The 24916-nt window shown below is 73.1% G+C and carries 19 protein-coding genes, 4 tRNA genes and 2 pseudogenes; 20 read left to right on the top strand and 5 right to left on the bottom strand.

Annotated features, from left to right (window positions below; all coding sequences use genetic code 11):
* Positions 1 to 756: 756 nt before the first annotated feature.
* Positions 757 to 879 (bottom strand): hypothetical protein, encoded by a 123-nt coding sequence (locus JKP76_RS22270; RefSeq protein ID WP_255522519.1) that lies wholly within the window; start codon positions 877 to 879, stop codon positions 757 to 759.
* A gap of 165 nt (positions 880 to 1044) precedes the next feature.
* Complete coding sequence (locus tag JKP76_RS07330; RefSeq protein WP_309229919.1) at positions 1045 to 1860, bottom strand: HDOD domain-containing protein; 816 nt, start codon at positions 1858 to 1860, stop codon at positions 1045 to 1047.
* Between the two features lie 1092 nt (positions 1861 to 2952).
* Between JKP76_RS07330 and JKP76_RS07335 the strand changes: the two genes are divergently transcribed.
* From JKP76_RS07335 to JKP76_RS07375, 8 genes and pseudogenes are all read left to right on the top strand, one after another.
* Positions 2953 to 3669, top strand: a complete 717-nt coding sequence (locus JKP76_RS07335; RefSeq protein ID WP_200490165.1) for a PilZ domain-containing protein — start codon at positions 2953 to 2955, stop codon at positions 3667 to 3669.
* A 1650-nt stretch (positions 3670 to 5319) separates the two neighbouring features.
* Positions 5320 to 5724, top strand: coding sequence for an ArdC family protein (locus JKP76_RS23935; protein ID WP_375335627.1), 405 nt, complete (start codon positions 5320 to 5322; stop codon positions 5722 to 5724).
* Positions 5630 to 5860 (top strand): hypothetical protein, encoded by a 231-nt coding sequence (locus JKP76_RS07340; protein ID WP_200490166.1) that lies wholly within the window; start codon positions 5630 to 5632, stop codon positions 5858 to 5860. Before JKP76_RS23935 ends, JKP76_RS07340 begins: the two co-directional genes overlap by 95 nt.
* Before the next feature lie 483 nt (positions 5861 to 6343).
* The gene (locus tag JKP76_RS07345; protein ID WP_200490167.1) at positions 6344 to 6667 is read left to right on the top strand and encodes a GAF domain-containing protein; all 324 of its coding nucleotides are present in this window, start codon (positions 6344 to 6346) and stop codon (positions 6665 to 6667) included.
* Positions 6664 to 6741, top strand: a pseudogene (locus JKP76_RS23940) (hypothetical protein); the annotation flags it as partial. The gene JKP76_RS07345 and the pseudogene JKP76_RS23940, both read left to right, overlap by 4 nt.
* A 145-nt stretch (positions 6742 to 6886) precedes the next feature.
* Positions 6887 to 7899, top strand: a pseudogene (locus tag JKP76_RS20600) (putative bifunctional diguanylate cyclase/phosphodiesterase).
* Positions 7900 to 8349: 450 nt separating this feature from the next.
* Positions 8350 to 12417, top strand: coding sequence for a MobF family relaxase (gene mobF / locus JKP76_RS07370; protein WP_309232878.1), 4068 nt, complete (start codon positions 8350 to 8352; stop codon positions 12415 to 12417).
* Complete coding sequence (locus tag JKP76_RS07375; RefSeq protein WP_309232963.1) at positions 12324 to 13271, top strand: site-specific integrase; 948 nt, start codon at positions 12324 to 12326, stop codon at positions 13269 to 13271. Before mobF ends, JKP76_RS07375 begins: the two co-directional genes overlap by 94 nt.
* A gap of 30 nt (positions 13272 to 13301) precedes the next feature.
* Here JKP76_RS07375 and JKP76_RS07380 read toward each other — a convergent pair whose 3' ends face one another.
* Positions 13302 to 13793 carry a YajQ family cyclic di-GMP-binding protein gene (locus JKP76_RS07380; protein ID WP_200490171.1) on the bottom strand — a complete coding sequence of 164 codons (492 nt, stop codon included), beginning with the start codon at positions 13791 to 13793 and terminating at the stop codon, positions 13302 to 13304.
* Positions 13794 to 13878: 85 nt separating this feature from the next.
* Between JKP76_RS07380 and JKP76_RS07385 the strand changes: the two genes are divergently transcribed.
* Positions 13879 to 13960: transfer RNA gene (locus JKP76_RS07385), tRNA-Tyr, on the top strand.
* Between the two features lie 58 nt (positions 13961 to 14018).
* On the opposite strand, the gene JKP76_RS07390 is transcribed toward JKP76_RS07385, so the two are convergent.
* A complete protein-coding gene (locus JKP76_RS07390; protein ID WP_200490172.1) occupies positions 14019 to 14450 on the bottom strand; it encodes a pilus assembly protein TadG-related protein in 432 nt (143 codons plus the stop codon).
* Between the two features lie 152 nt (positions 14451 to 14602).
* Here JKP76_RS07390 and JKP76_RS07395 point away from each other — a divergent pair, with 152 nt between their 5' ends.
* From JKP76_RS07395 to JKP76_RS07435, 9 genes are all read left to right on the top strand, one after another.
* On the top strand, positions 14603 to 14881 hold the full coding sequence (locus tag JKP76_RS07395; protein WP_200490173.1) for a hypothetical protein: 279 nt from the start codon (positions 14603 to 14605) through the stop codon (positions 14879 to 14881).
* Positions 14878 to 16920, top strand: coding sequence for a hypothetical protein (locus tag JKP76_RS07400; protein ID WP_200490174.1), 2043 nt, complete (start codon positions 14878 to 14880; stop codon positions 16918 to 16920). Before JKP76_RS07395 ends, JKP76_RS07400 begins: the two co-directional genes overlap by 4 nt.
* A 483-nt stretch (positions 16921 to 17403) precedes the next feature.
* Positions 17404 to 19935 carry a bifunctional diguanylate cyclase/phosphodiesterase gene (locus JKP76_RS07405; RefSeq protein ID WP_200490175.1) on the top strand — a complete coding sequence of 844 codons (2532 nt, stop codon included), beginning with the start codon at positions 17404 to 17406 and terminating at the stop codon, positions 19933 to 19935.
* 66 nt (positions 19936 to 20001) lie between these two features.
* Positions 20002 to 20074, top strand: a tRNA-Thr gene (locus JKP76_RS07410).
* Between the two features lie 61 nt (positions 20075 to 20135).
* Positions 20136 to 20209, top strand: a tRNA-Met gene (locus JKP76_RS07415).
* A gap of 104 nt (positions 20210 to 20313) precedes the next feature.
* The gene (gene rpmG / locus JKP76_RS07420) at positions 20314 to 20478 is read left to right on the top strand and encodes a 50S ribosomal protein L33 (protein ID WP_200490176.1); all 165 of its coding nucleotides are present in this window, start codon (positions 20314 to 20316) and stop codon (positions 20476 to 20478) included.
* A 30-nt stretch (positions 20479 to 20508) separates the two neighbouring features.
* Positions 20509 to 20949, top strand: a complete 441-nt coding sequence (locus JKP76_RS07425; RefSeq protein ID WP_200490177.1) for a MaoC family dehydratase N-terminal domain-containing protein — start codon at positions 20509 to 20511, stop codon at positions 20947 to 20949.
* The gene (locus tag JKP76_RS07430; RefSeq protein WP_200490178.1) at positions 20946 to 21371 is read left to right on the top strand and encodes a MaoC family dehydratase; all 426 of its coding nucleotides are present in this window, start codon (positions 20946 to 20948) and stop codon (positions 21369 to 21371) included. Before JKP76_RS07425 ends, JKP76_RS07430 begins: the two co-directional genes overlap by 4 nt.
* 252 nt (positions 21372 to 21623) lie before the next feature.
* The gene (locus JKP76_RS07435; RefSeq protein ID WP_309232879.1) at positions 21624 to 22775 is read left to right on the top strand and encodes a M1 family aminopeptidase; all 1152 of its coding nucleotides are present in this window, start codon (positions 21624 to 21626) and stop codon (positions 22773 to 22775) included.
* A 2-nt stretch (positions 22776 to 22777) separates the two neighbouring features.
* On the opposite strand, the gene JKP76_RS07440 is transcribed toward JKP76_RS07435, so the two are convergent.
* Positions 22778 to 24031, bottom strand: coding sequence for a pyridoxal phosphate-dependent aminotransferase (locus tag JKP76_RS07440; protein WP_200490179.1), 1254 nt, complete (start codon positions 24029 to 24031; stop codon positions 22778 to 22780).
* Positions 24032 to 24232: 201 nt separating this feature from the next.
* Here JKP76_RS07440 and JKP76_RS07445 point away from each other — a divergent pair.
* Together JKP76_RS07445 and secE are read left to right on the top strand one after the other, a co-directional pair.
* Positions 24233 to 24308, top strand: a tRNA-Trp gene (locus tag JKP76_RS07445).
* A gap of 70 nt (positions 24309 to 24378) precedes the next feature.
* Positions 24379 to 24897: a preprotein translocase subunit SecE gene (gene secE, locus JKP76_RS22955; RefSeq protein WP_200490180.1), complete on the top strand. Its 519-nt coding sequence runs from the start codon at positions 24379 to 24381 to the stop codon at positions 24895 to 24897.
* The last annotated feature ends 19 nt before the right edge of the window (positions 24898 to 24916 follow it).

A 24916-nucleotide genomic window follows, 5' to 3' on the forward strand; every position in this document is an offset into this window, starting at 1 on the left:
GCCGGTGGGGGAGGACAGGAGCGCCCTACGGGCCACGCTGCGCGTGGCGCCGGCTGCGCCGTCGTCACCGTCCGCCTGCGGCGGGCTGTGCCTGCTGGTCCCCCGACCCGTCCGGCAGCTCAGCGTAGGGGCCTCCCGCGCCGCCTCCTCCCGACCGGACCAAGATCCTTCCGCCCTTCGGGCGCTCCGCTACGGAAGCAGTCTTGGTCCGGTCGTCCCCCGCCGCCGCTCCCGGCCCCTGAGCAGAGCTCTGTGCCGGACGGGCCGGGGGAATGGGTGGCAGGACACCTGTTCCGCAGTTCCTCCCGTACCGGCTTCGCCAGATGGTTCGGCACGCACCCGCTCGGGCGAGACGGACGAGACAGTGATGGGGCCTCTCGCACAGGCTCCTGAGGTCACGGACGCCCACTCGGTCGCGTGCAACGGCTTCCCCGGTCAGGCCGACGGATCCCATACGAGGACAACCGTTGGGCGTCTGTCGATACTTGAGTCAGGCCCAGCCGGGGAAGCCGACCCCATCCTCACTGTCGATACTGCTCGCAGCGGTCATCGCATTGAACTCCTGGGGCTGTGGAAGGTGTCCAGAAGATCACCCGGTGGCCTCCTCTACGTGCAGGGCCCGCTGGCCACGGGGCCAACCCCGGGCTCGCCGGCGACGGACGAAAACTCCCTCCGTCTGATTCCATCTGTCGCGGCGCCCCGATCGCCAGTTTCGCCTGACCACCGTCGGCGGCAGCGAGATACACCTCGATGTCATCACCGATGAGCAGCCTCCACCGATGTAGCGGCCCCGCCGACCAGTGCCGACGACAGCACCGCGGTGCCGGCGGCCGAGCCGAGCGCCCGGTCGGCGGTGACGGAGGCGAGGGCGCCGGTCACCCGGTGCGGCTCCCGGGTGGCAGCTGCGCTGTCCAGCAGACCTTCCGCGGACGGCGACCGTGCGGTGCCGGCCCCCCGTCACGAGACCTCGCCCGGCAAGGACGCTCTTCCGGTGGACGGAGTCCTGCCGGTCGAAGCCACGGTCGGTCGTGCCTCAGTCTCAGCTCAGTCGCCGAGCATGAGCCGGCGCAGTCCCTCGGCTTCGTTGCGGACGTCGTAGATCATCGGGGCCAGTTCCTCGTCGCGGATCCGGCCTCGGGTCAGCGGGCCAATCGGTGCCGGCCGGTGCCCGTCCATGGTCAGCCGGGACACGATCTCGTAGCAGGCACGCAGCAGTCCCCCGGCTGTGGAACCGCGGTCATCGAGGCGCTCGAGCGGCACGACGATCGATTGCGGGAACTCCCAACGGGTCAGGGCGGCGGCGGTCAGCACGGCCGACGACATCCCGTACTGGTCGGCCTCGGCGCGGCGACGCCCGGCGAACGTGGGATTGGCCGCCAGCACCAGGGTGTAGTTGTCGCGGTCGTGGTGGTAGAGCAGCGCCGAGCCGAGCTGGGCGAGGACGCCCAGGCATAGGGCATCGGCGGGCCGCATGTCGAACAACGGCGCAAGGCGGGCGGCGGCGGCGGCAAGGCCGGTGCCCACCGTCCAGAACTCCTCGGGGAGCCGGGATTCGTCATCGAGGTCGGTCAGGGCGACAGTGGCCATCGTCCGCACGGTCGTAAAGCCGACGACGGTGACGGCCTGCTGCAGAGATGCGACCCGCCCACGCATGCCGTAGTAGGCGGAGTTCGCCAGCTTCATCACGCGGCCGGTCAACGCCACCTCGCCGGCGAGGATGCCGGCAAGGGTCTTCGCGTCGGTGTCGTCGGCGTCGGCGGCGGCGACGATCCGGGCGCAGACCGGCCGTTGCGCGGCCAGCTGGTCGATTCCGTCGAACACCAGGTCGAGGTCGAACTGCGGGGTCTGCGCAGTTGTCACCACGCGCCTCCATCGGTGCGAGCAGGGCTGGGATGAATCTCGTCTAGCGACTCAAGCTAGCGGTACCCAGATGCCTAGGGTGAAAAGCGGAACTCCAGGGGGGCTGCAGTGACGAGAGCGGCGAACGAGGTGGGACGTCGAGTCACGGGCCCCATGATCCGACTCCGAGGTGGTCAGTGCGGGGGGTGACGTGTCCGTCGGCCAGCCCGACGGACAGAAGGACGCCGCGCTGCCGCGGGGATAGCTTCGTGACGGCCGCGTGCGGCACCGAGCAGATGGCCGATGCCAGTGCGGGCCCCCCTCTGCTGCCCGACGTCACCCTGCTGGTCCTGCCGGTCAGCACCGTCGGCGTGGACCGGTTCCGACGGCGCCCCTCGGGAGTGCGTCGGACGGACGACGGCCGCTGCCACAGCCTGATCCGCCGCAGCGACCTGCCGGCCCGGGAGAAACCCGGCCGTCCGCGCGGCTACCTGCATGATCGACGCGGGGCGTGCTCGGCTTGACTCACGAAGTGGCGCTTCAGTCGGAGGAGCGAGCAGGCGGACACGCCGTCACCGACTCCATCCCGCGAACGCGGGCCTGATCGCCGGGCGATGGGGCCAGGCGACGTGCCGGCCATGGCGTCCGGCGTACCGGTCACCGCCCATGCCGCCAGTGACTGCGACCACCACACGGACGTCTATGGCGCAGTGCCATCGTCAGACCGGCCCGTCGATCACGCGGAAGCCACCTCGGCACGCCGATCCCTCCGGGCGGCGAGATTAAGCATCCAGGGACCGTCCGCGGACCCGCCCCCGCGTCGCGGCCGCCGGTGCAGGGCTGCGAACAGGCCGCTGACCGAACCGGACCCGGCGGCTACCCCATCGCGGCCCGCGCCGACCGGCCCCCGGGGATGCGCACAGGCCATGGCCGCGATCGGAGCAATGCCCGGCTAGCTAGGGCTTCCTGGGCGTCGGATCGAGCGGACTTGGGCACTCGGAACCTCGGCAGACCCCCCCATGTATGGCCCCAGCCAGACGAGGACAGCAGCACAGTGACGCGCGGAGGCTACGCTGCCCCACGTCGGCTTCTCGACCAACGGAGGCAGAGCGAGTGCTAGGCGAGCCCGGAGTCGATTTTCCGGAGGAGAAGACAGTCCTCGACGTCGTCGCGACCAGCCGCGGCGATGTTCTGGTCAGCTGGGTCGAGGAAGTCCGCGACGATGAGTTGATCGTCAGCATCCCGAAGGACCGGGCACAGCGCGGGGTCCCCATGCACAACGGGGAACGACTCGAACTCATCTGGCGGGGACCCGAGGAGCTACGGGCCCTGCCGGTCGAATTGATCGATACGCAAAGCGCAGCGGGACCATGCTTGCGACTGCGCGCTGTCGGCCCGGCTGGGCGCGGGCAGCGGCGCGCCGCCGTCCGGGCACCCCTGGTCTTGCCGATTCAGGTCAGCCGGCCGACGCATAGCCTCCGAGGGAACACCCTTGACCTGAGCGAGGGCGGTCTTCGCTGCCTCCTCCATCCCGCAAACGCAGAGGACCACACGAGCGCGGTCGACGCCCCGCCCAACGAGGGGCCCAGGGAAGATGCACGAGACGGCGCATCGGGACTACTCGAGGTGGGCCAGGTCGTCGACCTGACAATCGGTGAGGCTGACGACGAACTCCGGGGCCGCGGTGAGGTGGTTCGCCGCCACCCCCGCAACGACAAGCTCCAGGAGGTCTCGGTCCGATTCATCGGACTCCCCGTGCACCTCGAAGACGCCATTCGGCGTCGCGTCTTCGCGAACCTGAGGGAAATGCGTATGCGCGGCCTCATGTAGATCGTGGCGGGCACGTGTTCCGTACACCCCGGCGAGGCGTTGGAGCGAACGGGCCGACGCTCCGATCGCCTGCGCAGGGCCCGCAGGGCCGCACCGACCAACGTGGCATGCCCAGCAGCCAAGGCCGTGTACCGGGGGAAGGGGCTCGACGCCCCGCACGGGACCCGCACCCTGCATAGAATCGCCGGGAGCGGCCGTCAGGCCCCGGGGCGACTGCCTACCCGGCGAGGCCGCGGCCGCCGCAGCGATGTGGGCCGCTGGGCCAGCAGCATGGAGGTCTCGGTCACCGGCTTCATCGAGCGGTCCGGCAGCGGCTTCGACACCACCCGGCGGATCACTCGGACGAGTGAGGGCCCGGTCAATGCCGAGCGACATCTGGTCGAAAGTCTCCTTGGGCGCACAGTGCGTCCGGGCACCCCGAGGAGTCTGAGGGATGACGCTGCTGTCCAGCGCGGTCTGGTGTTCATGGAAGTGGACATCGTGGCCGTCGCTAGCGTCCTTGCCGTTCTTCTGGCATGCAAAATCTGTTCGCGGGCGGCACATAGGCCGCCTTTATCGGCTGACGCGCGTCGCATCCTGCTGCTAGCCAGGCGATGCAGTGCGGAAAGCCATCGCCTCGTTCGGCCATTGGGCTGATCCGCGGGCGCGACGCCGGCCAAGTTGAACAACCCTCATAGGAAAGGAAACCGCGATGTGGGTAGATGGACGAGGTACCTTCCGCACAGCGGATCACCCGGAGTTTGACGAGGTGGTCCACATGTCGCCTCGAAGCGACGCAATTCTTCGCCTCACGCCCCGCCCGTGGATCTTTGACGTGCTGGATGATGTCGAAGAGGAGGTCTTCGAGCACGTGGAAAGGGTCGGAGTCGATCCCGCGGAGGAGGCGCGATTCGTAGATCGTCTGCCGCCTCGCGTCACGCTCGGGGTGCCGGGACCAGTTGAGGGGACAGCCGATGCCTTGTCCGTTCAGCTCCGCTGGCAACCCGTCCGGTGGCGCGTCGACTACGTGTGGGCAGTGCGAGACCGCATCGCCTCATCTCGCAGGCCAGTCACCCGCGTCCAACCGCACGGGCGGGTGCTGGGGCTGACAGGAGTCCCATCTCCACACCTGACCCTCCGTCGACCAGAGCGTGAAGCAGCTCCTCGAGATTGACCCGCCTGTCCCGAGTGCTTCAGTCCCCTGGGCTGGGCGAACGCGGGCTTCAGCCGGACGAGCTCTTGGGTGACGACCAGCCGCGATGCCGACCGTGCAGGGTCCGGAAGTCCCCGTGACAGGACGGCACGTCGCGCCACGGCGACCCGGTTCCGGTTCGCCACAGGATGCCCCTCGGTCCCGGCCCCTGAGCAGAGCTCTGTGCCGGACGGGCCGGGGGAATGGGTGGCAGGACACCTGTTCCGCAGTTCCTCCCGTACCGGCTTGGGCTCCAGTTCCGGGAGGGTCCAGATGACCAGCACCAGCACCACGATCAGCAGCGCGGCCAGCGGTACGAGCAGCAGTCGGACCGGCAGGGGAAGTCGGAGTGTGCGGCCCCAGCCTAGTCCGGCGCAGCGGCAGGCGGCCGACGCCGCCCGGGCGGCGAGGATCGCCGCCCTGCACGAGCAGTCGGCGAGCGCGTCGAGCAGCTGACCGCCGATCCGTAGTGGCGGGCGATGCTCGACGCCGCCGCCAGGTTCCACACCTACAGCCTGGGCAACCAGCTGCTGATCGCGCTGCAGGCCGCGCGGCTGGGCATCAGCCCCACCCGGGTCGCCGGGTTCGGCACCTGGAAGGCGTTGGGCCGCAGCGTGGTGAAGGGGTCCACCGGGCTCGCCGTCCTGGCCCCCTGCCACCTACACGCGCAAGGACGCCGTCACCTCGTCCCTGATCAGTGCCGTCTTCGCAGGACACCCGGCCGTACCGACCGCCGGGACGGCGGGGCAGCCGTCTGGCGGGGACGCCGACCGGCCGGCCTGGGCGCGGGTGCTGCGCGGGTTCCGGGTCGCCCACGTCTTCGACGTCTCCCAGACCGAGGGCGACCCGCTGCCCGACGTCCGGCCGGAGCTGCTGACAGGTGACGCCACCGCCGCCCAGTGGGAGGCGCCGGCCACCGGAGTCGCCGCGCAGGGCTACACGCTCACCCGCGGGAGGTGCGGGCAGGCCAACGGCTTCACCGACCCGGTCGCCCCGCCGTGCGGGTCCGCCCGGACGTAGCCGATGCGTAGGCGGTCAAGACCCTCGCCCACGAGCTGGCCCACATCGAATGTGGGCACACCGCGCCGCGGTTCAAGAACCCCGTCAGGCGCGCCAGTCGCTCAAGGGCACCGGCGGCACCAGTGCGCGGTATGGACCCCACACCGTCCGTCGGCGGGGTGGATGGCGCGCCTTCGCCGACTGACTCGTACGGGTGGCCTGCGCCCCTCCGAGCTTCCGCCCCCGACATCACCCAGAAGCTCGCGTTCAACGCCTCCATGTTCGCCCTCGAGGCCGCCCTGGGCCTGATCGCCTACGAGGCGCTTCTCGGTGACACCTCCCCTGGTGACCCGAGAGGCTGGCTCGCGGCCTTCGTAGCCGTTCTGCTGACCGACCTGCTCTCGGCCGCGGCGGTCACCGCCGTGATCAGCACCATGGAGGGCCGGTTCGACCGCGAGGTGCTCCGCGAGGCGATAGGCCCCGGTGTGGTCGTGGGCTCCCGCCATGACCGGCGAGTCGGTACTGCGGCCGCGACCCACCGCCCGCGGCGGCGACCCGTCCGGCCAACGGGACGGCATGGCGACGCCACTGTGCAGCGAGGGTTCCGTGTACGCCGTCCTCCTGGTGCGCGACCGAACCTTCCAGGGGGAGACGTTCACCAACCAAGACCTGCGGCTGCTCGAGACACGGGCCGCCCACGCCGCCGTGGCCCTCGTCAAGGCTCGCCTCGTCGACCGGCTGCGCCGCCTCGCTGCGCAACGCGAGCACGAAGCTGCCACGATCCGCTCACCAGACTACCGACCGGCGCGCCTTCACAGGAGGCGGTGAGCAAGCTCATCGCGGCCGATCGCACCGGCGCTGTCCTCTTCCTCGACCTCGACGACTTCAAGGACGTCAACGACACCCTGGGCCACGGCGCGGGCGACCTGCTGCTCCAGGAAACCGGACGCCGACTGCAGGAGCTCCCGACGGCGTCGTCGCACGGCTGGGCGGTGACGAATTCGCATTGTTGCTGTGCCCGACACCGGCGTTCCCGGCGCCGTGGACGTGGGGCGGGAGGTGCTCCACGCGCTCACCCGGCCGGTGTCGATCCAGCAGGTCACGCTGCGCACCGGGGTGAGCATCGGCATCGCCCTGCTCACCGAGCACGGGGACACGACAGAGGAGATCCTCCGGCACGCCGACGTGGCCATGTACGCGGCCAAGAGCGCCGGCACCGGAGTCGAGATCTACCGCCCCGAGGACGGCGAGGCCGTGCAGCGCAAGCTGGTGCTGGCCGCCGACCTGCCCGCGGCCATCGACGAGCACCGCTTCGAGGTCTGGTATCAGCCCCAGGCGGACGCCCGGACCGGCCGCGTGACCGGCATGGAGGCGCTGTTGCGCTGGCGCCACCCGGTGTACGGCTCGGTACCGCCCCCGATGTCGTCGCGCTGGCCGAGCGCACCGGCCTCATCCGGCCGCTGACCGACGCCGTCCTCGAGACGGCCCTGCTGCAGCGTGCCGCCTGGGCCGCTGCCGGCCTGGCGCTCTCGGTGTCGGTGAACGTCACCGCCGCCGACCTGCACGACGACCAGTTGCCTGGAGTCGTGACCCGGCTCCTGCAGGCTACCGGGGTAATGAGCGACCCCGCCCGCTGCCTGACCGTCCTCGACGGTCTGGCCGCGCTCGGCGTGCGCCTGTCGGTCGACGACTTCGGGACGGGCTACTCCTCACTGGCCTACCTGGAGCGCCTCCCCGTGCACGAGGTGAAGATCGACAGGTCCTTCGTCCAGGGGCTCGACTAGGGCCTCGATGACGCCACCGTGGTCCGGGCCACCGTCGCACTGGCGCACGATCTCGGAATGGCGGTGGTGGCCGAGGGCATCGAGACGCAGCATGCCTGGGCGCGGGTCGCCGACCTCTGCTGCGAGACCGTCCAGGGGTACGGGCTGGCCCGTCCCCTTCCGGTCGACGAGACGCTGCCCTGGCTGCTCAGCTCAGCACGGGGCGTCCCTCTGAGGACGCAAAAGCCACGCCCTGATCAGCTCCACCCTCAGGCGAAGCTACCTACTTCGAGTTGAAGAAGGCTGGTCAGCTTCGGACCCCTGCCGTCCCCAGGTCTGGGGCGCTGGCGGCTGGCCGTGCTGCCCGACGCCAGGACCGGCGGACTGCGCACGTCCCTCGCCGATCACGTCGACGGCGGCCGCTGCCTGGGGGGTGACAGCCCAGTCGACGTCGGTCCTGGCTGCGCCGCAATCGGTCCTGCACAGCACAGCGCCCGTGACGGACGAAGCCATTAAGCATATTGCTCGTCAACACTTGATTCGCCATGCGACGGCCATCGACGCTTAGTAGACGTCCAAGGAGCTAGCAAAATACGGCAGACGTCCATGGAGCTATCAAAATGCGGCACGCATGCTACCTTTGGAGGTAGGTCGGGCCCCGCTTCGCGGGGCCCATCGCCGTTTCTAGGGGTGACTTGTTGGTCATTGTCGGGTGCCGTTGACAATGCATGGCGGGATGAAGATCTAATGTACGTGGAGGCCGACCGGGGTCGGGCTGATGACTACTACCTCACCGAGGGCGCCGGCGTCGCCCGTCGGTTCAGCGTCACCGGCGGTCGTGTGGCCGAGCTGGCGCCGTTAACCGGTGACGCCTACGAGACGTGGGTGGCCGGCTGTGACCCGGGCACCGGCGAGCCGCGGGGGCAGCTGCGCGGCGACGGGCATGCGGTTCGTTTCGTCGAGGTGGTGGTCAACGGTCCGAAGACGTGGTCGCTGGCGGCCGCGCTGCATCCGGACATCGCGACGGCGTATGACGCGGCCCAGGCTCGGGCGGCCGCGCAGATCATCGGCTGGCTGGGGCAGCACGCCACCACCCGGGTCGGTCCGCGCGGCGGGCAGGTGCAGGTGCCGGTCGAGGTGGCCGAGGCGGTGACGGTGGCGCACTACACGTCGCGGGCCGGGGATCCGCACCGCCATCTGCACCTGCAGATCAACGCCCGGGTGTTCGCGGCCGGGAAATGGCGCGGCCTGCACACCGTCGGTGTCCGCGATTCCCTCGCCGCGATCAACGGTATCGGGCACGCTGCGGTCGCCTGCGACCCGCAATTCCGGGCTGCGCTCGCCGCTCACGGATATGCGGTGAATGGTGATGGGGAGATACGGCAGCTGGCGGATTTCGTGGGCGCCTTCAGCGTGCGGACGGCGCAGATCGCCCGGAACATCGATGGGTACGAACGGGAATGGACCGCGGCGCATCCTGGCGAATCCCCCGGCCCGGCGTTGCGCCGCTCCTGGGACGCGCGGGCGTGGGCAGCGGGCCGCCCGGACAAGGTGCTGCCCCAGCCCGGGGAGGACCTCACGGCACGGTGGGCGGCCGAGCTGGTCGCCCTGGGCTACCGCGACCGGAATGCTCCTGTCGGCCTGACCCCCACCCCGGTCGGTGGCCTGGACCGGGAGCAGGCGGCGCAGCGGGTGCTGGCCCGGCTGGCCGCGGCCCGCTCGGCGTGGAACGCCGCCGACGTGCGCGGGGAGGTCGAGCAGCTGCTCGCCGCCGCCGGGATCGTCACCGACCCGGCGGTGCGCATCGAGCTCGCCGAGGACCTCACCGCCCGCACAATGGACCGCTGCGTGCCGCTGCTGGACCGCGGTGGGGTGCCCGAGCACATCCGGGCCTGGACCTCAGGACCGGTGCTTGCCGTCGAGGCCGACCTCACCGCCCGCCTCGCCGCCCGCGCCACCGAGCGCCCGGCCGGCGCCCCTGGCCCCGACCCGACACCGCCGGTCGACCTCGCAGCCGGTGCCGCGCGGCTGGATCCCGGACAGGCCACGGCGGTCGCCGCGCTGGCCGGCTGGCGGCGCCTGGTCGTGGTCGAGGGCGCGGCCGGCGCCGGCAAGACCACCACCCTCGCCGCCACCAAGAATGTGATCGCCGGGCAGGGGCGCAGGCTGGTGGTCGTCACCCCGACACTGAAGGCGGCCAAGGTCGTTGCCGCGGAGGTCGGCGCGGTCGCCGGCTCGGCGGCCCGGCTGGCCTTCGAGTACGGCTGGCGCTGGAATGACGACGGCGCCTGGGCCCGGCTCGGCATCGGGGATCTCTGTCCGACTACGGGAGGTGTCTACGCCGGGCCCACGAACGGGGCGCGGCTGCGGGCCGGCGACCTCCTGGTCGTGGACGAGGCGGGCATGCTGGATCAGGACACCGCCCGGGCCCTGCTGACGATCGCCGACGAGTGTCGGGTGCACCTGGCCCTGCTCGGTGACCGGCATCAGCTGCCGGCGGTCGGTCGCGGTGGCGTCCTCGACCTCGCCGCGGCCCAGGTGGACCCGGCCGAACACCTGACCCTGGTCGGGGTGCACCGCTTCGGCCGCACCGACGCCACAGGCGCCACGATCCCGGACACCGACTACGCCGAGCTGACCCTCGCGATGCGCGCCGGCACCAACCCCGGGACGGTGTTCGACGCGCTCCTGGGCCGCGGGCAGATCCGGCTGCACCCTGACGCGCAGGCGCTGCGGGATGCGCTCGCCGCCGCCGCGGCCGACGGCTACACCGCCGGGGAGCGCGTGGCCGTGGTGGTCGAGACGCGCGAGCAGGCCGCCTCCCTCAATGCCGCCGTCCGGGACCGACTGGTCACCCAGGGCCGGGTCGACGACCGACGCGCTGTGGTCACCGGGGCCGGGGAGCGGATCGGCGTCGGGGACCGGATCGCGACCCGCCGCAACGACCGCGACCTCGACGTGGCCAACCGGGACCTCTGGGTCGTCACCGCGGTCGGCCGGCGCGGCGGGCTGCTGGTCACACCCGACGGCACACCGCATGTCACCCCCGCCGGCGGTGTGTCCGGCTCTGTCACCCCCGCCGTTCCCCCGGCCGGGACGGGGGCGCGGGTGCTGCCCGCGGACTACGTCACCGCGCACGTGGAGCTGGCCTACGCGACCACCGCGCACGGCACCCAAGGCGACACGGTGACCGCCGCGCACCTGGTGGTCGGCGAGGACACCGGCGCGGCGGCGGCATACGTCGGGATGACCCGCGGTAGGGAGGCCAACACCGCCCACCTCGTCGCGGCCGACCCCGCGCAGGCGCGGGAGCAGTGGCTCGCGGTCTTCGCCCGCGACCGCGCCGACCTCGGTCCCGCGCACGCAGCCCGGCTGGCCGCCGCCGAGGCCGCCCGCTACGCCACGCCCCGACCGCTGGAGCAGGCGCTGGCCGACCTGCACTCGGCGTGGACGGCCGAGCGACGCTGCCTGGATCGGCTCGCCTCCGACCTGCCGCGCCGCGACGCGCTGCGCGAGATCGTCGCGCTCGAGTCCGCCCACGGCGACCAGCTCACCGTGCTGGAAGCCCGGTACGAGCGGACGGGAATCGACGCCCGCCACGCCACGGCGCGGGCCGACGCCAGCCGCGCGGTCGTCACCGCCGAGACCGACCGGATCCGCGACACCCTGCTCGCCAGCTGGGACACCGGGCGTGACGCCGCCCGTCACGCCGCGCAGGTCGTCCTCGACGGTCCCGGCCGGCTCCGACTGCGGCGGGCGGCGGTGAACCGGGCCGGCGAGCAGCTGGTCGACTGGGCGGACGCCTGGCGCCCCTACCTGCCGACCATCCCCACCGACCCGCAGCAGATCGCGCGCCTGGCTGACCGGGCCGACGACCGACCGCGGCTGTGGACTGCCTTCGACTCCTACGCCCGCCACCACGCCGAACACGCCCACCCGGAGCACACTCAGTTGCGCGCGGCCGCAGCCACCGCCCAGGAGACCCACCGGCACGCCGCGGCCGCGCTCGCCGACGCCCGCCGTCAGCACGAGGACCGGCTCGCCCGCTTCGGACCCCTCGCCTGGACCCCCGACCCGGCGGAGGGGTTGGCCGACACCGACCGGGCCATCACCGCCGCCCGAGCAGAACTGGCCGTCGTCCGCGGCCGCATCGCGCGACTGACGGCCGAGCCAGCTCTCCTCGCCCAGCCGGCCGAACGCCTCGTCCACGAGCGGGACACTTGGCGCGCACTCCAGCACGCAGACCCGACCCCACACCGATCGGCCCCCACTCTGCTGACCGCCCCCGAACCCTGGTGTTCGCCTCCCGCGGCCCGAGGACCTTGCGGCGCTCACCCGGCGCACCCCCGCTGGTCCAGGCATAGGGCGATGAAGGCCTACCCGCGGGCGCCCTGCCAGGGACGCGGACGTCTGCGCTGTGCCCGGCAGGCGCAGCGAAAGCCGGACAGCAAGACCTTGATCAGGAGGACAGTTCTCCAGTCAGTAGCAAAGCCCACACTGCGGTGGGCGGCGAGGTCCCAAGAGCTCACCGAGATGGAAGGGGATGAACGGTGGCGTCGATCGCGAAGAGACCCGACGGGACCTTTCGGCCGCGGTACCGGGACGAGAACGGCAAGGAGCACGCCCGGCACTTCAAGAGGAAGGTCGACGCCCAGCGGTGGCTGGACGAGGTCACCGCGGCGATGGTCACCGGCGACTACGTCGACCCCGCCGCCGGGAAGATCACCTTCAAGGCTTGGTTCGCGCAGTGGTCGGCCAGGCAGGTGTGGGAGCGCGGGACGACGCTTGCCGCTCAGCAGGCGGCCAGCTCGGTGACCTTCGCCGACGTGCCGATGCGCCAGATCCGCCCGTCCCACGTGCAGCAGTGGGTCAAGGCCATGTCGCAACCTGCACGTGGCCGCAAGACCGGACTCGCGCCCAGCACCATCCGGACGCGCTACAACTACGTCCACATGGCGATGCGGGCCGCGGTCGTCGACCGCATCATCAAGACCGACCCATCGGCCGGCGTGCCCCTGCCGAGGACACGCAGGGCGTCAGCGTCGATGACCATCCCCGCTGCCGACGACGTGGGGCGCACGCTCAGCGCCGCGCCGGAGTGGTTCCAGCCGTTCATCGCGGTGTGTGCCTTCGCCGGGCTACGGCTGGGGGAGGCGGCCGGACTGCGGCTGGAGGACGTCGATTTCCTGCGCCGGACCATCTCCGTTCGCCGCCAGCTGCAGGGTGAGAACAGCGCGACGACCCAGCCGGTAGCGCCCAAGTTCGGGTCCGAGCGAGTGGTCTACGCCCCAGCCGACCTGATGGCGCTTCTGGCGAAGCACGTAGAGCGGGCAGGGGTCCAGCGAGGCGACTGGCTGTTCACGAACGCCGGGCAACCTCTGAACCGCAACTCCGCGGGGCACCAGTGGCGGCAAATCCGCAAGGTGACCGGGCTCGACGGGTACACGCTGCACGACCTGCGGCACTTCTACGCGAGCGGGCTCATCGCATCAGGCTGCGATGTGGTGACCGTGCAGCGGGCGCTCGGGCACTCCTCGGCGACGATCACGCTCGGCGTCTACTCCCACCTCTGGCCCACCGCCGAGGATCGCACGCGCGCCGCAGCGGGCGACCTCATGGCCGCCGCGCTGGGCGATTCTGCGGACTCTCTGCGGACCAAGGGACTGTGACGACCCGCTGAGCAGCGGAAACGCGGACGATCAGCGGTAGTTGTCGAACTGCAGCGCGACGTCGAGGTCGGCGCCGCGGAGCAGCTGCTGCACCGCCTGCAGGTCGTCGCGCTTCTTGCCGCTCACCCGGAGCTGGTCGCCCTGGATCTGCGCCTGCACGCCCTTGGGGCCCTCGTCGCGGATCAGCTTGGAGATCTTCTTGGCGACGTCGGACTCGATGCCCTGCTTGATCCGCGCGGAGATCTTGTAGATCTTCCCGGAGGACTGCGGCTCGTCGGCGTCGAGCACCTTGAGCGAGATGTTCCGCTTGATCAGCTTCTCCTTGAACACCTCGAGCGCGGCCGAGACCCGCTCCTCGGTGTCGGCCTGCAGCGCGACGCCCTCCTCGCCGGCCCAGGCGATCGTCGCGTTCGTGCCCCGGAAGTCGAAGCGCTGCGACAGCTCCTTGGCGGCCTGGTTCAGGGCGTTGTCGACCTCCTGCCGGTCGACCTTGCTGACCACGTCGAAGGACGCGTCGGCCATGGGAACTCCCCTCGTCGGACGGTGGCGGCCCGGGGCTCCGAGCTCCGCCACCACAGTCTTGTACTCTGCTCCGGTACCACCGCACGGCGGGTTGCCCGAGTGGCCAATGGGAGCGGACTGTAAATCCGTCGGCTTAGCCTTCGAAGGTTCGAATCCTTCACCCGCCACGCTCCGGTACGAACGGCCCCCGACATGAGTCGGGGGCCGTTCGCCGTTCCGGGTGGTTCAGCCGGAGGTGGGGGCCCGCGCGCTGGCGACGGCGGTGCGCTCCAGCTGCTGCCCGCCGAGGAACAGCCAGCCGAACGCGATGTCCACGAAGCGGGTGCACCGCACGGTCACCTCCGCGCCGTCCGCGGCCGCCGACCAAGCGTCCAGCGCCGAGCCGCCCGCCCCGAGCTGCTCGGCGACGGCCACCTGCGCGGTGGCGGAGGTCAGGGGCAGCGCGGCGCCCAGCCCGCCGGCGTAGATCGCGGCCTCGTCGGCCCGGTTGGCGGCGGCCAGCGCGGCGCCGTCGCACACCGACTGCACCTCCTGCTGCTCCAGGAAGGCGTCGGAGGCGGCGATCGCGCCGAACACCATGAGTGCTGCGACCAGCCAGCAGACCAGCACGAACGGCAGCGTGGAACCCCGCTCGGCGTCGTCCCGGTCGTGGCGCACGGCGGGCAGCGTAGGGGGCCCGCGCGGTTGTCCACGACCTGTGGACAGCACCTGTGGACGCTGTGGACGCCCGATCGGGTGACGCGCCCCGCCGCCGGTCCCCCTGTGGACGACGCCCCCGCGGATCCGGTCCGCGGCGCAACACTGCCGCGGTGACCATCGAGATGCCGGCGGAGGAGGTCCGGGCACTGGGCCGCACGCTGGGCGGGCGGGCCCGGTCGGCGGAGGAGGTCCACGGCCGGCTGGAGGGCGACGTCGACGGACCGCTGCGCACCCCGGTCGAGGAGTTCCTCGCCTGCCACGCGCTCCTGGCGACCGCGCTGGCCGGCGAGCTGGACCGGCTCGGCGCCACGGTCACCGGGATCGCCGACTCCTGGGTGCAACTGGACGCAGCGCTCGTGCCCCCGACCGACGGGAGCGGGCCCCGGTGACCGCCCTGATCCCCGACCCGGTGCCCCTCGACCCGCCGCCGGGTGACCCGCGGGCGTTCGGCGAGCTGGCGGGGCGGCTGGACCGGGCCGGAGCCCTGCTCGCGGGGCTCGGGGACCGGGTGCGGGACGACGCCGGACGCGTACCGGGATGGACCGGGCGGGACGCCGACGCGGCGACCGCCCGCGTGCTGCGGGTGGGAGACCTGGGAGGCGAGGCCGCCGCGGCGCTGGCCGAGGCGGGCCGGCGGCTCGCCCTGCACGGGGAGCTGCTGGCCGATGCCCGCGGCCGCCTCGCCCGGCTGCGCGCCGCGCAGGAGGAGGACTTCGGGGCCGCGGCCGCGCGCCTGGGTGGTGTCCAGGACGTCGGGACCGGCGCGGACGTCTCCGGCGCCCTCGAGGAGCTGCGCAGCGCGGAGGCCGCCCGCCGCCGGGTGGCGGCGGCGATCCGGGAGGAGGCCGAGCGGGACGCCGCGGCGACCGCGGCCGTGCTCGCCGGGTGCAGCGCGGTCACCGGCGGCGGCGGGCGGTGGGGCACGGCGGACGCCGGGCGGCACCTCGCCGCGGTCCTCCCCGGCTGGCACGAGCTGCTGCTGGCGCAGCGCGGCGCCGCGTTCGCGGCGGCCGTGCTGGGGGACGAGGACCCCGCCGCGCGGGAGGCGGCCGCCCGGGAACTGCTGCCCTGGGCGGGCGATCCCGCGGTGGCCGCGGCGGTGCTCGTCGGGCTCGGCGCCGGCGGGTTCCGCGACGTGCTCCGCCGGCTGGGGGAGGGGCGGCTCTCCTTCCGCAGCGCGCTGGCCCGCGTGGTGGCTGCGGCGCTGGGCGCCCCGGTTTCGCCCGCCGATGCCCGCGCGGTCGCGCAGGTGCGCGACCGCCGGCTCGTCGACCCCGGTGACCACCACACGCTGGACAGCGACCTCGTGGCCCTGGGCATGGGCGTCGTCCTGGCCGCCGGGCGCGGCGACCCCCGCTCCGGCCCGCCGCCGGCCACGGTCCGCGAGTGGGGGCGGCAGATCGTCGCGCGCGAGCGGGCCCTGGGTGGCGCGCGGATCGTCGACGTCGTCCGGCCCGAGCCGGGCGAGGCCCCGCCGGGCGACCCGCTGCAGGAGGTGCTGGCCCGCCTGGCGGCCGTCGACGACCCCGCGCCGGCGGCCGGCCTGCTCCGCAGCACCCCGGCCTGGTCCCACCTGCTCGCGCGGCCGTGGGACGACGACGGCGCCGCGCTCGTGGCGGTGGTCGGACGTGCGGTCGAGGCGCCGGGGGCGACCGCCGTCCGCGCGGGACTCCGGGCGCTGGCCACCGGCCTGGGGGACGACGGCGACCCCGGTGCCTGGACCGTCGACCCGGCGACCGCGGCCCTCCTCGCCCCCACCCTGGCGGAGGCGGTGGCCGCGCGGCCCGCGGTGCTGACCGGCCCGCTGCTCGCCGTCCCCGACTGCGGGGGTGACGACCGCACCCTGCTGCGCGGGCTGGGTTACCTGGGCACCGACCGGGCCGCCGCCGGCCTGCTGGACCGCGCGGTGGCCGACGCCGTCGCGGAGCTGGCCGCGGCACCCCGGGAGGACGGGGCGGACCCGGCGGGCGTCGTGGGCGCGGGGTACGCCGCCGTCCGCGAGTACGGCCGGCGTCTCACGCACGCCCTGGAGGGGTTCGCCGCGCAGGAGCGGGCCGGGCAGCGCGCACACGGCGGCGACCTGCTGGACGCGGTGGGCGGCCGGGTGGTGGGCCCGCTCGCCGCGCTTGCCGCTGTGGGACTGGACCTGGACGGCACCTGGGACGAGCCGCCGGACCGCGCCCGGCACATCCCGGCCGACCGGGCGGTGCGCTCGGCGGGCGGCTCCCTCGCGGCAGGCGCGGCGTACGCGCAGGTCACGCGGCTGCTCGGGACGCCGGAGCCCCCCGAGTCGCCGCCGGTGGACGTCGTCGGGCTGGCGACCGAGCTCCTCCCGGGCGCTCCGGGCCGCATCGGCCAGGTCCTCGACATCACGGTGGACCTGGTGGGCGAGCTGCTGCGCGACGAGGCGGTCCGCGAACCGCGCTGATCGGTCGCCGTCCCCCGTTTGGTTGACCAAGCGTCGATCAAAGTTCACGCAGGGTGACGACACTCAAGATCGTCACCCTGTCGTGATCGTCCACGCTTGCCTCGTAAGGGTGACGGGCAGCAATGTCCGCAGCGCGGTCCGTACCCAACGACGCTCTGCCCCCGCGCGTAAGTCCTGCCGCATTCCGCAGTCGGTCATGCCACAACAGGAGGCGTCATGAGCAACAACACGCAGCGCGGGCTCAAGTGGAGCCGGGGTCTCAAGTGGAGCCGGGGTCTGAAGTGGAGCCGGGAGGCCTGATACCTCCCCTCTCGTCCTTCCCGCAGGGCAGCCGGTCGCCGACCGGCTGCCCTGCGGCGTTTCCGGGGGGCGGGCGCGGACTGTGACCCTTTCGGGTCGCGGCGCGACCCGAAGCGGGGTGTGAGGGGCGTCTCCGTTGCTAGCCTCTGCGCGCCCATCTACCCCGCACGGAATGCAGGTCGCATGCCAGAGCAGGACGTCCGAGCCACGCCCCGGCCGGCCTTCCGGGCGCCCTCGACCGTGGCCGTGCTCGGGGTGCTGCTGGCTGCGCCGGTGATGCTGGTCGTGCTCCTGACCCAGCCCCTCGCGGTCTCGCTGCCCGCGCTCGCGGTCGTCTTCCTCGCGATGCTCGCGGCCGAGTCCATCCACCTGCACGTCGAGTTCCGCCGCCAGGCCGTGTCCGTCTCCGCGAGCGAGCTGGCCATCGTGGTCGCCCTCGTCGAGGTCGGCGGCGCCTGGGCGGTCATCGCCAGAGCGGTGGCCGTCGCCGCCGTCCTGCTGGTGCAGCGGTTCCCCCGACCGCAGGGCATCTACACCGTCGCCGTCGCCGTGCTGGAGGTCTGCGCTGCCGTCGCCGTCCTCTCGGTGCTGCCCGTCGGCGAGCTGACCTCGCCCGGCAGCTGGATCTCCTACGTGGTGGCGATCCTCGTCGCCGACGTGCTCGGCGCGGTGCTCGTGGCCGGCGCCATCATCACCACCCAGGGACACCCGGGCCGCTCGCTGTGGGCGAGCCTGCTCATCCCCGTGTTCGTGATCGGCCCGGTGGCGGTCATCGTCGGCCTCGCCGCTCTGCTGCTCATCGGTGTGACCGGCTGGGCCTGGCTGCTGCTCGCGCCGCTGCTCGTCGTCCTCGCGCTGCTCTACCGCCAGTTCGGCGCGGTCACCCGCCGCGGGCACAGCGTCCAGCGGGTCTACGACTTCGCCCGCCGGGTCGAACAGGTCACCCCGGACGAGGCCGGCACCCGCCAGATCGTCGCCGCGGTGCAGGAGCTGCTCAACGCCGAGCGCGTGGCCCTGTGGCTGCCGCCCTACCTGGACGAGGCCCCGCAGCTGGTCGTCGCCGCCGAGGACGACGCGGTCTGGTACGACGGCCCGGGCGATCCGGACGACGTCTTCCGCCGCGCGGTGGCCGCCGCCGGCGGGCCGGTGCTGATCACCCTCGCGCACGCGGACGAGGAGCAGGCCGCGGGCCTGGCGCGCCGCGGCGTCACCGAGCTGCTGGCGGCACCCCTGGCCACCGCCGCCGGGGAGCCCGGCTACCTGGAGGTGTGCGACCGGCGCAGCACCGTCGTCTCCTTCGCCGACAGCGACCGGTCCGCGCTGGACTCGATGCTCACGCACGTCAACGCCGCGATCCGCCACCAGCAGCTGCTCACCCAGATCCGCTACGACGCCGACCACGACCGGCTGACCGGGCTGCCCAACCGGCAGCGGCTGGCCGCCGAGATCGACGCGCTGCTCGCGGCCGACCCGGCCGGCGGGCGGGCCGGGCTCATCCTCGCGGCGGTCGGCAACTACCTGGAGGTCACCGACACCCTCGGGCACGCCGCCAGCGACGAGCTGCTGCAGGTCACCGCGGGGCTGCTGCGCGAGCACGCGCCGCCGCAGGCGCTGCTGGCCCGGATGGAGAGCGAGCGGTTCGCCGTCCTCCTGCCCGGGCTGTCCCTGGCCGCTACCGAGCGCGCCGCGCGCCGGCTGCGCGAGGCGGCGGCCACCCGCGTCCGCGTGGCGGGCCTGGACCTCGAGGTCACGCTGACCATCGGCGTGGCCTCCGCCCCGGTGCACGGCACCGAGTCGGGCACGCTCATGCAGCGGGCCGACGTCGCGCTGCTGGCCGCCGCGGACTCCGGGGGCGTGGCCAGCTACCACCCGGTCCTCGACCAGCAGAGCCTGCGCCGGCTGCAGCTGGGCACCGAGATCGAGCAGGCGATGGCCGACGGCCAGATCAGCGTCGTCTTCCAGCCGATCATCGACGCGCAGACCTCCGACATCGTGTCGGTGGAGACCCTCGTCCGCTGGGCCCACCCGCGGTACGGCGCGATCTCACCCGACGACTTCATCCACCTCGCCGAGCAGATCGGCCGGATCGGCGCGGTCACCGACCACGTGCTCGACCTCGCGCTGGCCCGCTGCCGCCGCTGGCTCGACCAGGACATCGCGCTCTCGGTCGCGGTCAACCTCTCGGTGCACTGCCTCACCGAGCCAGACCTGGTCGCCCGCGTGCGCGGCGCGCTCCAGCGCCACGGCGTCCCGGGCGAGCTGCTCACCCTGGAGCTGACCGAGGGCAGCGTCGTCGACGACTCGGTGCGCGACAGCACCGTGCTGGCCGACCTGCACGACCTCGGGCTGCGGCTGTCGATGGACGACTTCGGCACCGGCTACTCGTCGCTGTCCCAGCTCCGGCAGCTGCCGATCGACGAGGTCAAGATCGACAAGTCCTTCGTGCTCGGGATGTCCACGAGCCAGGGCGAGTCGTTCATCGCCCGGTCGATCATCGAGCTGGCCCACAACCTGGGCCTGCGCGTGGTCGCCGAGGGCGTCGAGGACGACATGACCCGCAACCTGCTGACCGAGATGGGCTGCGACAAGCTCCAGGGCTTCCTGGTCAGCCGGCCGCTGCCCGACGACCGATTGGAGAACTGGCTGCTGGCCCGCACCGGGGTGCGGACGGCGGCCCCGGGAGCCGCTCACCGGCGGCTGTTCGTCCGCGGCTGACGCGCCGGGACCCCCCCTCGCGAACCCCCCGTGCGGGCGCGGTACAGTTCTCCTGCTCCCGAGCACGCCCCTTTAGCTCAGTCGGCAGAGCGTCTCCATGGTAAGGAGAAGGTCTACGGTTCGATTCCGTAAAGGGGCTCTGGAACAACGAGTAAGCTGACCGACCGGTCCAGTCGCGAGACCGGGCCGCAGGTCGTCCCGGCGGTGTAGCTCAGCCTGGTAGAGCAAGCGGCTCATAATCGCTGTGTCACCGGTTCAAGTCCGGTCACCGCTACTCCCGACGGACCCCGCACCCCGGGGTCCGTCGTCGTGTCGGCCCCGCCGGCACGGCAACGGGATCCGCACCCGGATCCCGCCCCACAAGGCTAGGAGCACTCCATGGCAGCCACCGACATCCGCCCGAAGATCACCCTGGCCTGCCAGGACTGCAAGAACCGCAACTACATCACCCGCAAGAACCGGCGGAACGACCCCGACCGGCTCGAGCTGATGAAGTACTGCCCGCGCGAGCGCAAGCACACGCTGCACCGCGAGACGCGCTGACGGTCCGAGGCTGAGCGAGAGGGCGGGAGCATGGCGCTGGACCGGGAACTGGTCGGGCGCAGCTACCCGCCCTCTGCCGTCTACGAGGTCGGCCGCGCGAAGATCGCCGAGTTCGCCACCGCGATCGGTGATCCCTCCCCGGTCCACCGCGACCCGGAGGCCGCCCGCGCCGCCGGCCACCCCGACGTCATCGCGCCGCCCACCTTCGCGATCGCGGTGAGCCTCGAGGCCGCGATGGTCGTCCTCGACGACCCCGACGTCGCGATCGACTACGGCCGGGTGGTCCACGGCGAGCAGCGCTTCGCCCACCACCGGCCCATCCGCGCCGGCGACCGGCTGGTCGCGACGACGACGATCGACGCCGCCCGCACCGTGGCGGGCAACGACCTGCTCACCGCCCGCGTGGACCTCGCCACCGAGGACGGCGAGCCCGTCTGCACCGCCACCTCGATGCTGGTGGCGCGCGCGTGACCGCCGTCCGGTTCGCCGACGTCGCGGTCGGCACCGAGCTCCCGGAGCAGCGGTACCGGATCACCCGGGCCGACCTGGTGCGCTACGCCGGCGCCTCCGGCGACTTCAACCCGATCCACTGGAACGAGCGGGTGGCCACCGAGGTCGGGCTGCCCGGCGTCATCGCCCACGGCATGTTCACGATGGCCCTCGCCGGCCGCGCGGTCACCGACTGGGCCGGCGATCCCGCCGCGCTCGTCGAGTACCAGGTGCGGTTCGGCCGGCCGGTCGTCGTCCCGGACGACGACGAGGGCGCCGAGCTGACCGTCCGCGGCACCGTCGCGGCGCTGCTGGAGGACGGCCGAGTGCGGGTGGACCTCGCCGTCGGCAGCGCGGGGGAGAAGGTGCTCTCCCTGGCGCGCGCCGTCGTCCGCCTGGCATGACCGGGGCGCGGCGGGCCGCCGTCCCTCGCTGCCACCGCCCTGCTGCTCAGCGGCTGCACCTCCTTCGTCAGCACGCTCACCCCCGACCCGGCCGCCCGGCCCGAGGCGGCCGCGGAGCCCTGCGCCGACCGGGCCCGGCCCGATCCCGACCGGCCGCGGACCTCGCTGGACTTCCGGCTGGCCGACGACCTGCGGACGGTCACCGGCACCGAGACCGTCCGCTTCACCCCGGACCGCACGGTCACCGAGCTGGTGTTCCGGCTCGTGCCCAACGCCCCGGAGCTCGCGGCGGCCGGCTCCCGGCTCGTCGTGGACGCCGTGCGGGGCGACGACGTCGCCGGTGCCGGCTACGAGGCGCTCGCCGCGGCCGAGCCCGGGGGTGCGTACGTGGTGACCCTCGACGGGCCGCTGGCGCCGGGGGAGAGCACCGAGGTGGCGCTGGACTTCACCCTCACCCTCGGTTCGGGCGGCTTCGACCGGGTGGGCGCGACCGACGGCGTCTCCTGGTGGGCCAGCGGCTTCCCGCTGCTCGCGTGGGAGCCGGGCACCGGCTGGGCCCGCGACCCGTTCGTGGCCGTGTCCGGCGAGACGACCACCAGCCCCGCCGCGGACACCACCGTGCGCGTGTCCGCGCCCGCCGGGCTCACCGTCCTCATGACCGGCGACCAGTCCGAGCCCGGCCCCGCGGACGCCGACGGGCGACGGACGTGGACCTCCCGCGAGCCGGTGGCCCGCGACGTCAGCGTCGCGGCCGGGCAGTTCACCACCGCCGAGCGGACCACCCCCGACGGCGTCCGGGTGACCACCGGGGCCCTCGCCGGGGCCGAGCCCGCCGCCGACGAGCTGGCCGACGCGACCGTGGCCGCCATCGACGACCTGACGGCGTTCCTCGGCCCGTTCCCCTACGGAACGCTGACCGTGCCCCAGCTGCCCGACTACGGCGGCGGGATCGAGTACCCGAGCTCGATCCTGCAGGCCTCGCCGAGCGAGGAGGTGCTCGTGCACGAGGTCGCGCACATGTGGTTCTACGGGATGGTCGGCAACTCCCAGTTCCGCGACCCGTGGCTGGACGAGGCCTTCGCGACGTGGGCGGAGGCCGTGGTGCACCCGACCTCCGCCGAGGGCCTGGACCGGGCCCTCGGCGTCGTGGGTGACGTCGGCGCTGCCATGGACGACTTCCGCACCTGGCAGCAGTACGCCGCCCGCGTGTACGGCAAGGGCGGGGCCGCGCTGCTGGCGGCGCGCGAGGCCGTCGGTGAGGACGCGTTCGACGCCGCGATCCGCTGCTACGTCGACGCCGCGGCGTGGACCGTCGCCACCCCCGACGTCGTCGCCGCCGCGCTCGCCGACCTCCCCGGGGCGCTCGAGGTGCTCGAGGAGGCCGGCGCGCTGGACGCCGGGTAGGGCTAGTCGGCGCTGGTCAGCAGCCGCTGCATCCGCGTGACGCCCTCGACGAGGTCCTCGTCGCCCAGCGCGTACGACATCCGCAGGTAGCCCGGGGTGCCGAAGGCCTCGCCCGGGACGACGGCCACCTCGGCCTGCTCCAGGATCAGCTCGGCCAGCTCCACGCTGGAGGCGGCGGTGCGGCCGCCGATCGAGCGCCCGAGGAGCCCCTTCACCGAGGGGTAGACGTAGAACGCGCCCTGCGGCTCGGGGCAGGCGACGCCGGGGATCTCCCGGAGCATCGACACGATCAGCTTGCGGCGGCGGTCGAAGGCCTCCCGCATCGTCGCCACGGCCGAGAGGTCACCGGTGAGCGCGGCGACCGCCGCGGCCTGCGAGACGTTCGCGACGTTCGAGGTGGCGTGCGACTGCAGGTTGGTGGCGGCCTTGACCACGTCGGCGGGGCCGAGGATCCAGCCCACCCGCCAGCCGGTCATCGCGTAGGTCTTGGCGACGCCGTTGACGACGACGCAGCGGTCGGCCAGCTCGGGGACGACGACGGGCAGGGAGGGCGCGGTCGCGCCGCCGTAGGTGAGGTGCTCGTAGATCTCGTCGGTGAGCACCCACAGCCCGGCCTCCAGCGCCCAGCGGCCGATCTCCTCGACCTGCTCGACGGGGTAGACCGCGCCGGTCGGGTTCGAGGGGAAGCAGAACAGCAGCACCTTCGTGCGCGGGGTGCGCGCCGCCTCCAGCTGCGCGGCCGAGACGAGGTAGCCGCTCTGCTCGTCGGCCACGACCGGCACCGGCACGCCGCCGGCCAGCCGGATCGCCTCGGGGTAGGTGGTCCAGTAGGGCGCGGGCAGCAGCACCTCGTCGCCCGGGTCGAGCATCGTGGCCAGCGCCTCGTAGACCGCCTGCTTGCCGCCGTTGGTGACCAGGACCTGGGCGGGGGTCACCTGGAAGCCGGAGTCGCGCGCGGTCTTGGCGACGATCGCGTCCTTGAGCGCGGGCAGCCCGCCGGCGGGGGTGTAGCGGTGCATCGCCGGCTGGCGCGCCGCCGCGACGGCGGCCTCGACGATGTAGTCCGGCGTCGGGAAGTCCGGCTCCCCGGCGCCGAAGCCGATCACCGGCTTGCCCGCGGCCTTGAGCGCCTTGGCCTTCGCGTCGACGGCGAGGGTCGCCGATTCGGCGATCCCGGCGATGCGGCGGGAGATGCGCCGCTCGGCGGGCGGCAGCGCGGAGGACGGGATGGGCGAGTCCGGAGACACGGCGGTCATGCCCCTATCGTGTCAAAGGTCGGGGCGTCGCGAGCGGGCCGCCCGCGCTGGTCGCGGGGACGGTGGCCTCGGCTCTCCGCGGTCCCGTACACTGGCGTCCCTGGGGCTATCGACCCCGCCACCGGCGTGCCCCGGAACCTCCTGAGGTCGTGGGCTGCCGTGGCGTGGTGGACGGTTCCGGAGGGCCCGGACGGGGTTCCTAGGGGTGTAGCTCAATTGGCAGAGCAGCGGTCTCCAAAACCGCAGGCTGCAGGTTCAAGTCCTGTCACCCCTGCCAGCAGCACGATCGATGCACGGCCGACCGCCCCCGCCGGGGACGGCACCCACCACGAGGCGAGCGAGGCGCAGTGAGCGAGAAGCCGGAACGCGAGGACGACGCCGCCGTCCCCGACGCCGAGCTGACCGACGAGCAGCTCGACCGCGAGGCTCCGGGCGTCGACGACGCCACCGAGCTCGAGGCGGCCGAGGACGCGATCGCCGCCGAGGCCTCCGTCGAGGAGGACAAGGTCGTCGCCCCGGCCCGCCGCCGCGGTGGGCGGATCACGGCCGGTGGGGACGACGACGAGCCGGTCGCCGCCGGGTCGCGCCGCGCCGCCCGGTCCGCCGACCGGCCGGCCCGCGAGGGCGGGGGCACCCGGTCGCGCGCCGAGGCCGAGCGGGCCCGCGCCCAGGAGATCCGGCAGAAGCGCTCCATCGGGCGCTTCCTGCGCGAGGTCGTCGCCGAGCTGCGCAAGGTCATCTGGCCGGGCCGCCGCGAACTCATCACCTACACGACCGTGGTCATCGTCTTCGTGGCGTTCATGGTCGCGCTGGTGGCCGGGATGGACCTGCTCTTCTCCCGGGGCGTGATCGCCGTCTTCGGCTGATCCCCGCCCACCCAGCACG

The sequence above is a fragment of the Blastococcus sp. TML/C7B genome (assembly GCF_016612845.1).
Taxonomy (GTDB): Bacteria; Actinomycetota; Actinomycetes; order Mycobacteriales; family Geodermatophilaceae; genus Blastococcus.

Excerpts from the sequence above, each read along its gene's own strand:
- rpmG (WP_200490176.1), top strand. The coding sequence starts at position 20,314 with ATGGCAGCCACCGACATCCGCCCGAAGATCACCCTGGCCTGCCAGGAC.
- JKP76_RS07380 (WP_200490171.1), bottom strand. The coding sequence starts at position 13,793 with ATGGCCGACGCGTCCTTCGACGTGGTCAGCAAGGTCGACCGGCAGGAG.
- JKP76_RS07440 (WP_200490179.1), bottom strand. The coding sequence starts at position 24,031 with ATGACCGCCGTGTCTCCGGACTCGCCCATCCCGTCCTCCGCGCTGCCG.
- JKP76_RS07425 (WP_200490177.1), top strand. The coding sequence starts at position 20,509 with ATGGCGCTGGACCGGGAACTGGTCGGGCGCAGCTACCCGCCCTCTGCC.
- JKP76_RS23935 (WP_375335627.1), top strand. The coding sequence starts at position 5,320 with ATGCTCGACGCCGCCGCCAGGTTCCACACCTACAGCCTGGGCAACCAG.
- JKP76_RS07345 (WP_200490167.1), top strand. The coding sequence starts at position 6,344 with ATGACCGGCGAGTCGGTACTGCGGCCGCGACCCACCGCCCGCGGCGGC.
- mobF (WP_309232878.1), top strand. The coding sequence starts at position 8,350 with ATGTACGTGGAGGCCGACCGGGGTCGGGCTGATGACTACTACCTCACC.
- JKP76_RS07405 (WP_200490175.1), top strand. The coding sequence starts at position 17,404 with ATGCCAGAGCAGGACGTCCGAGCCACGCCCCGGCCGGCCTTCCGGGCG.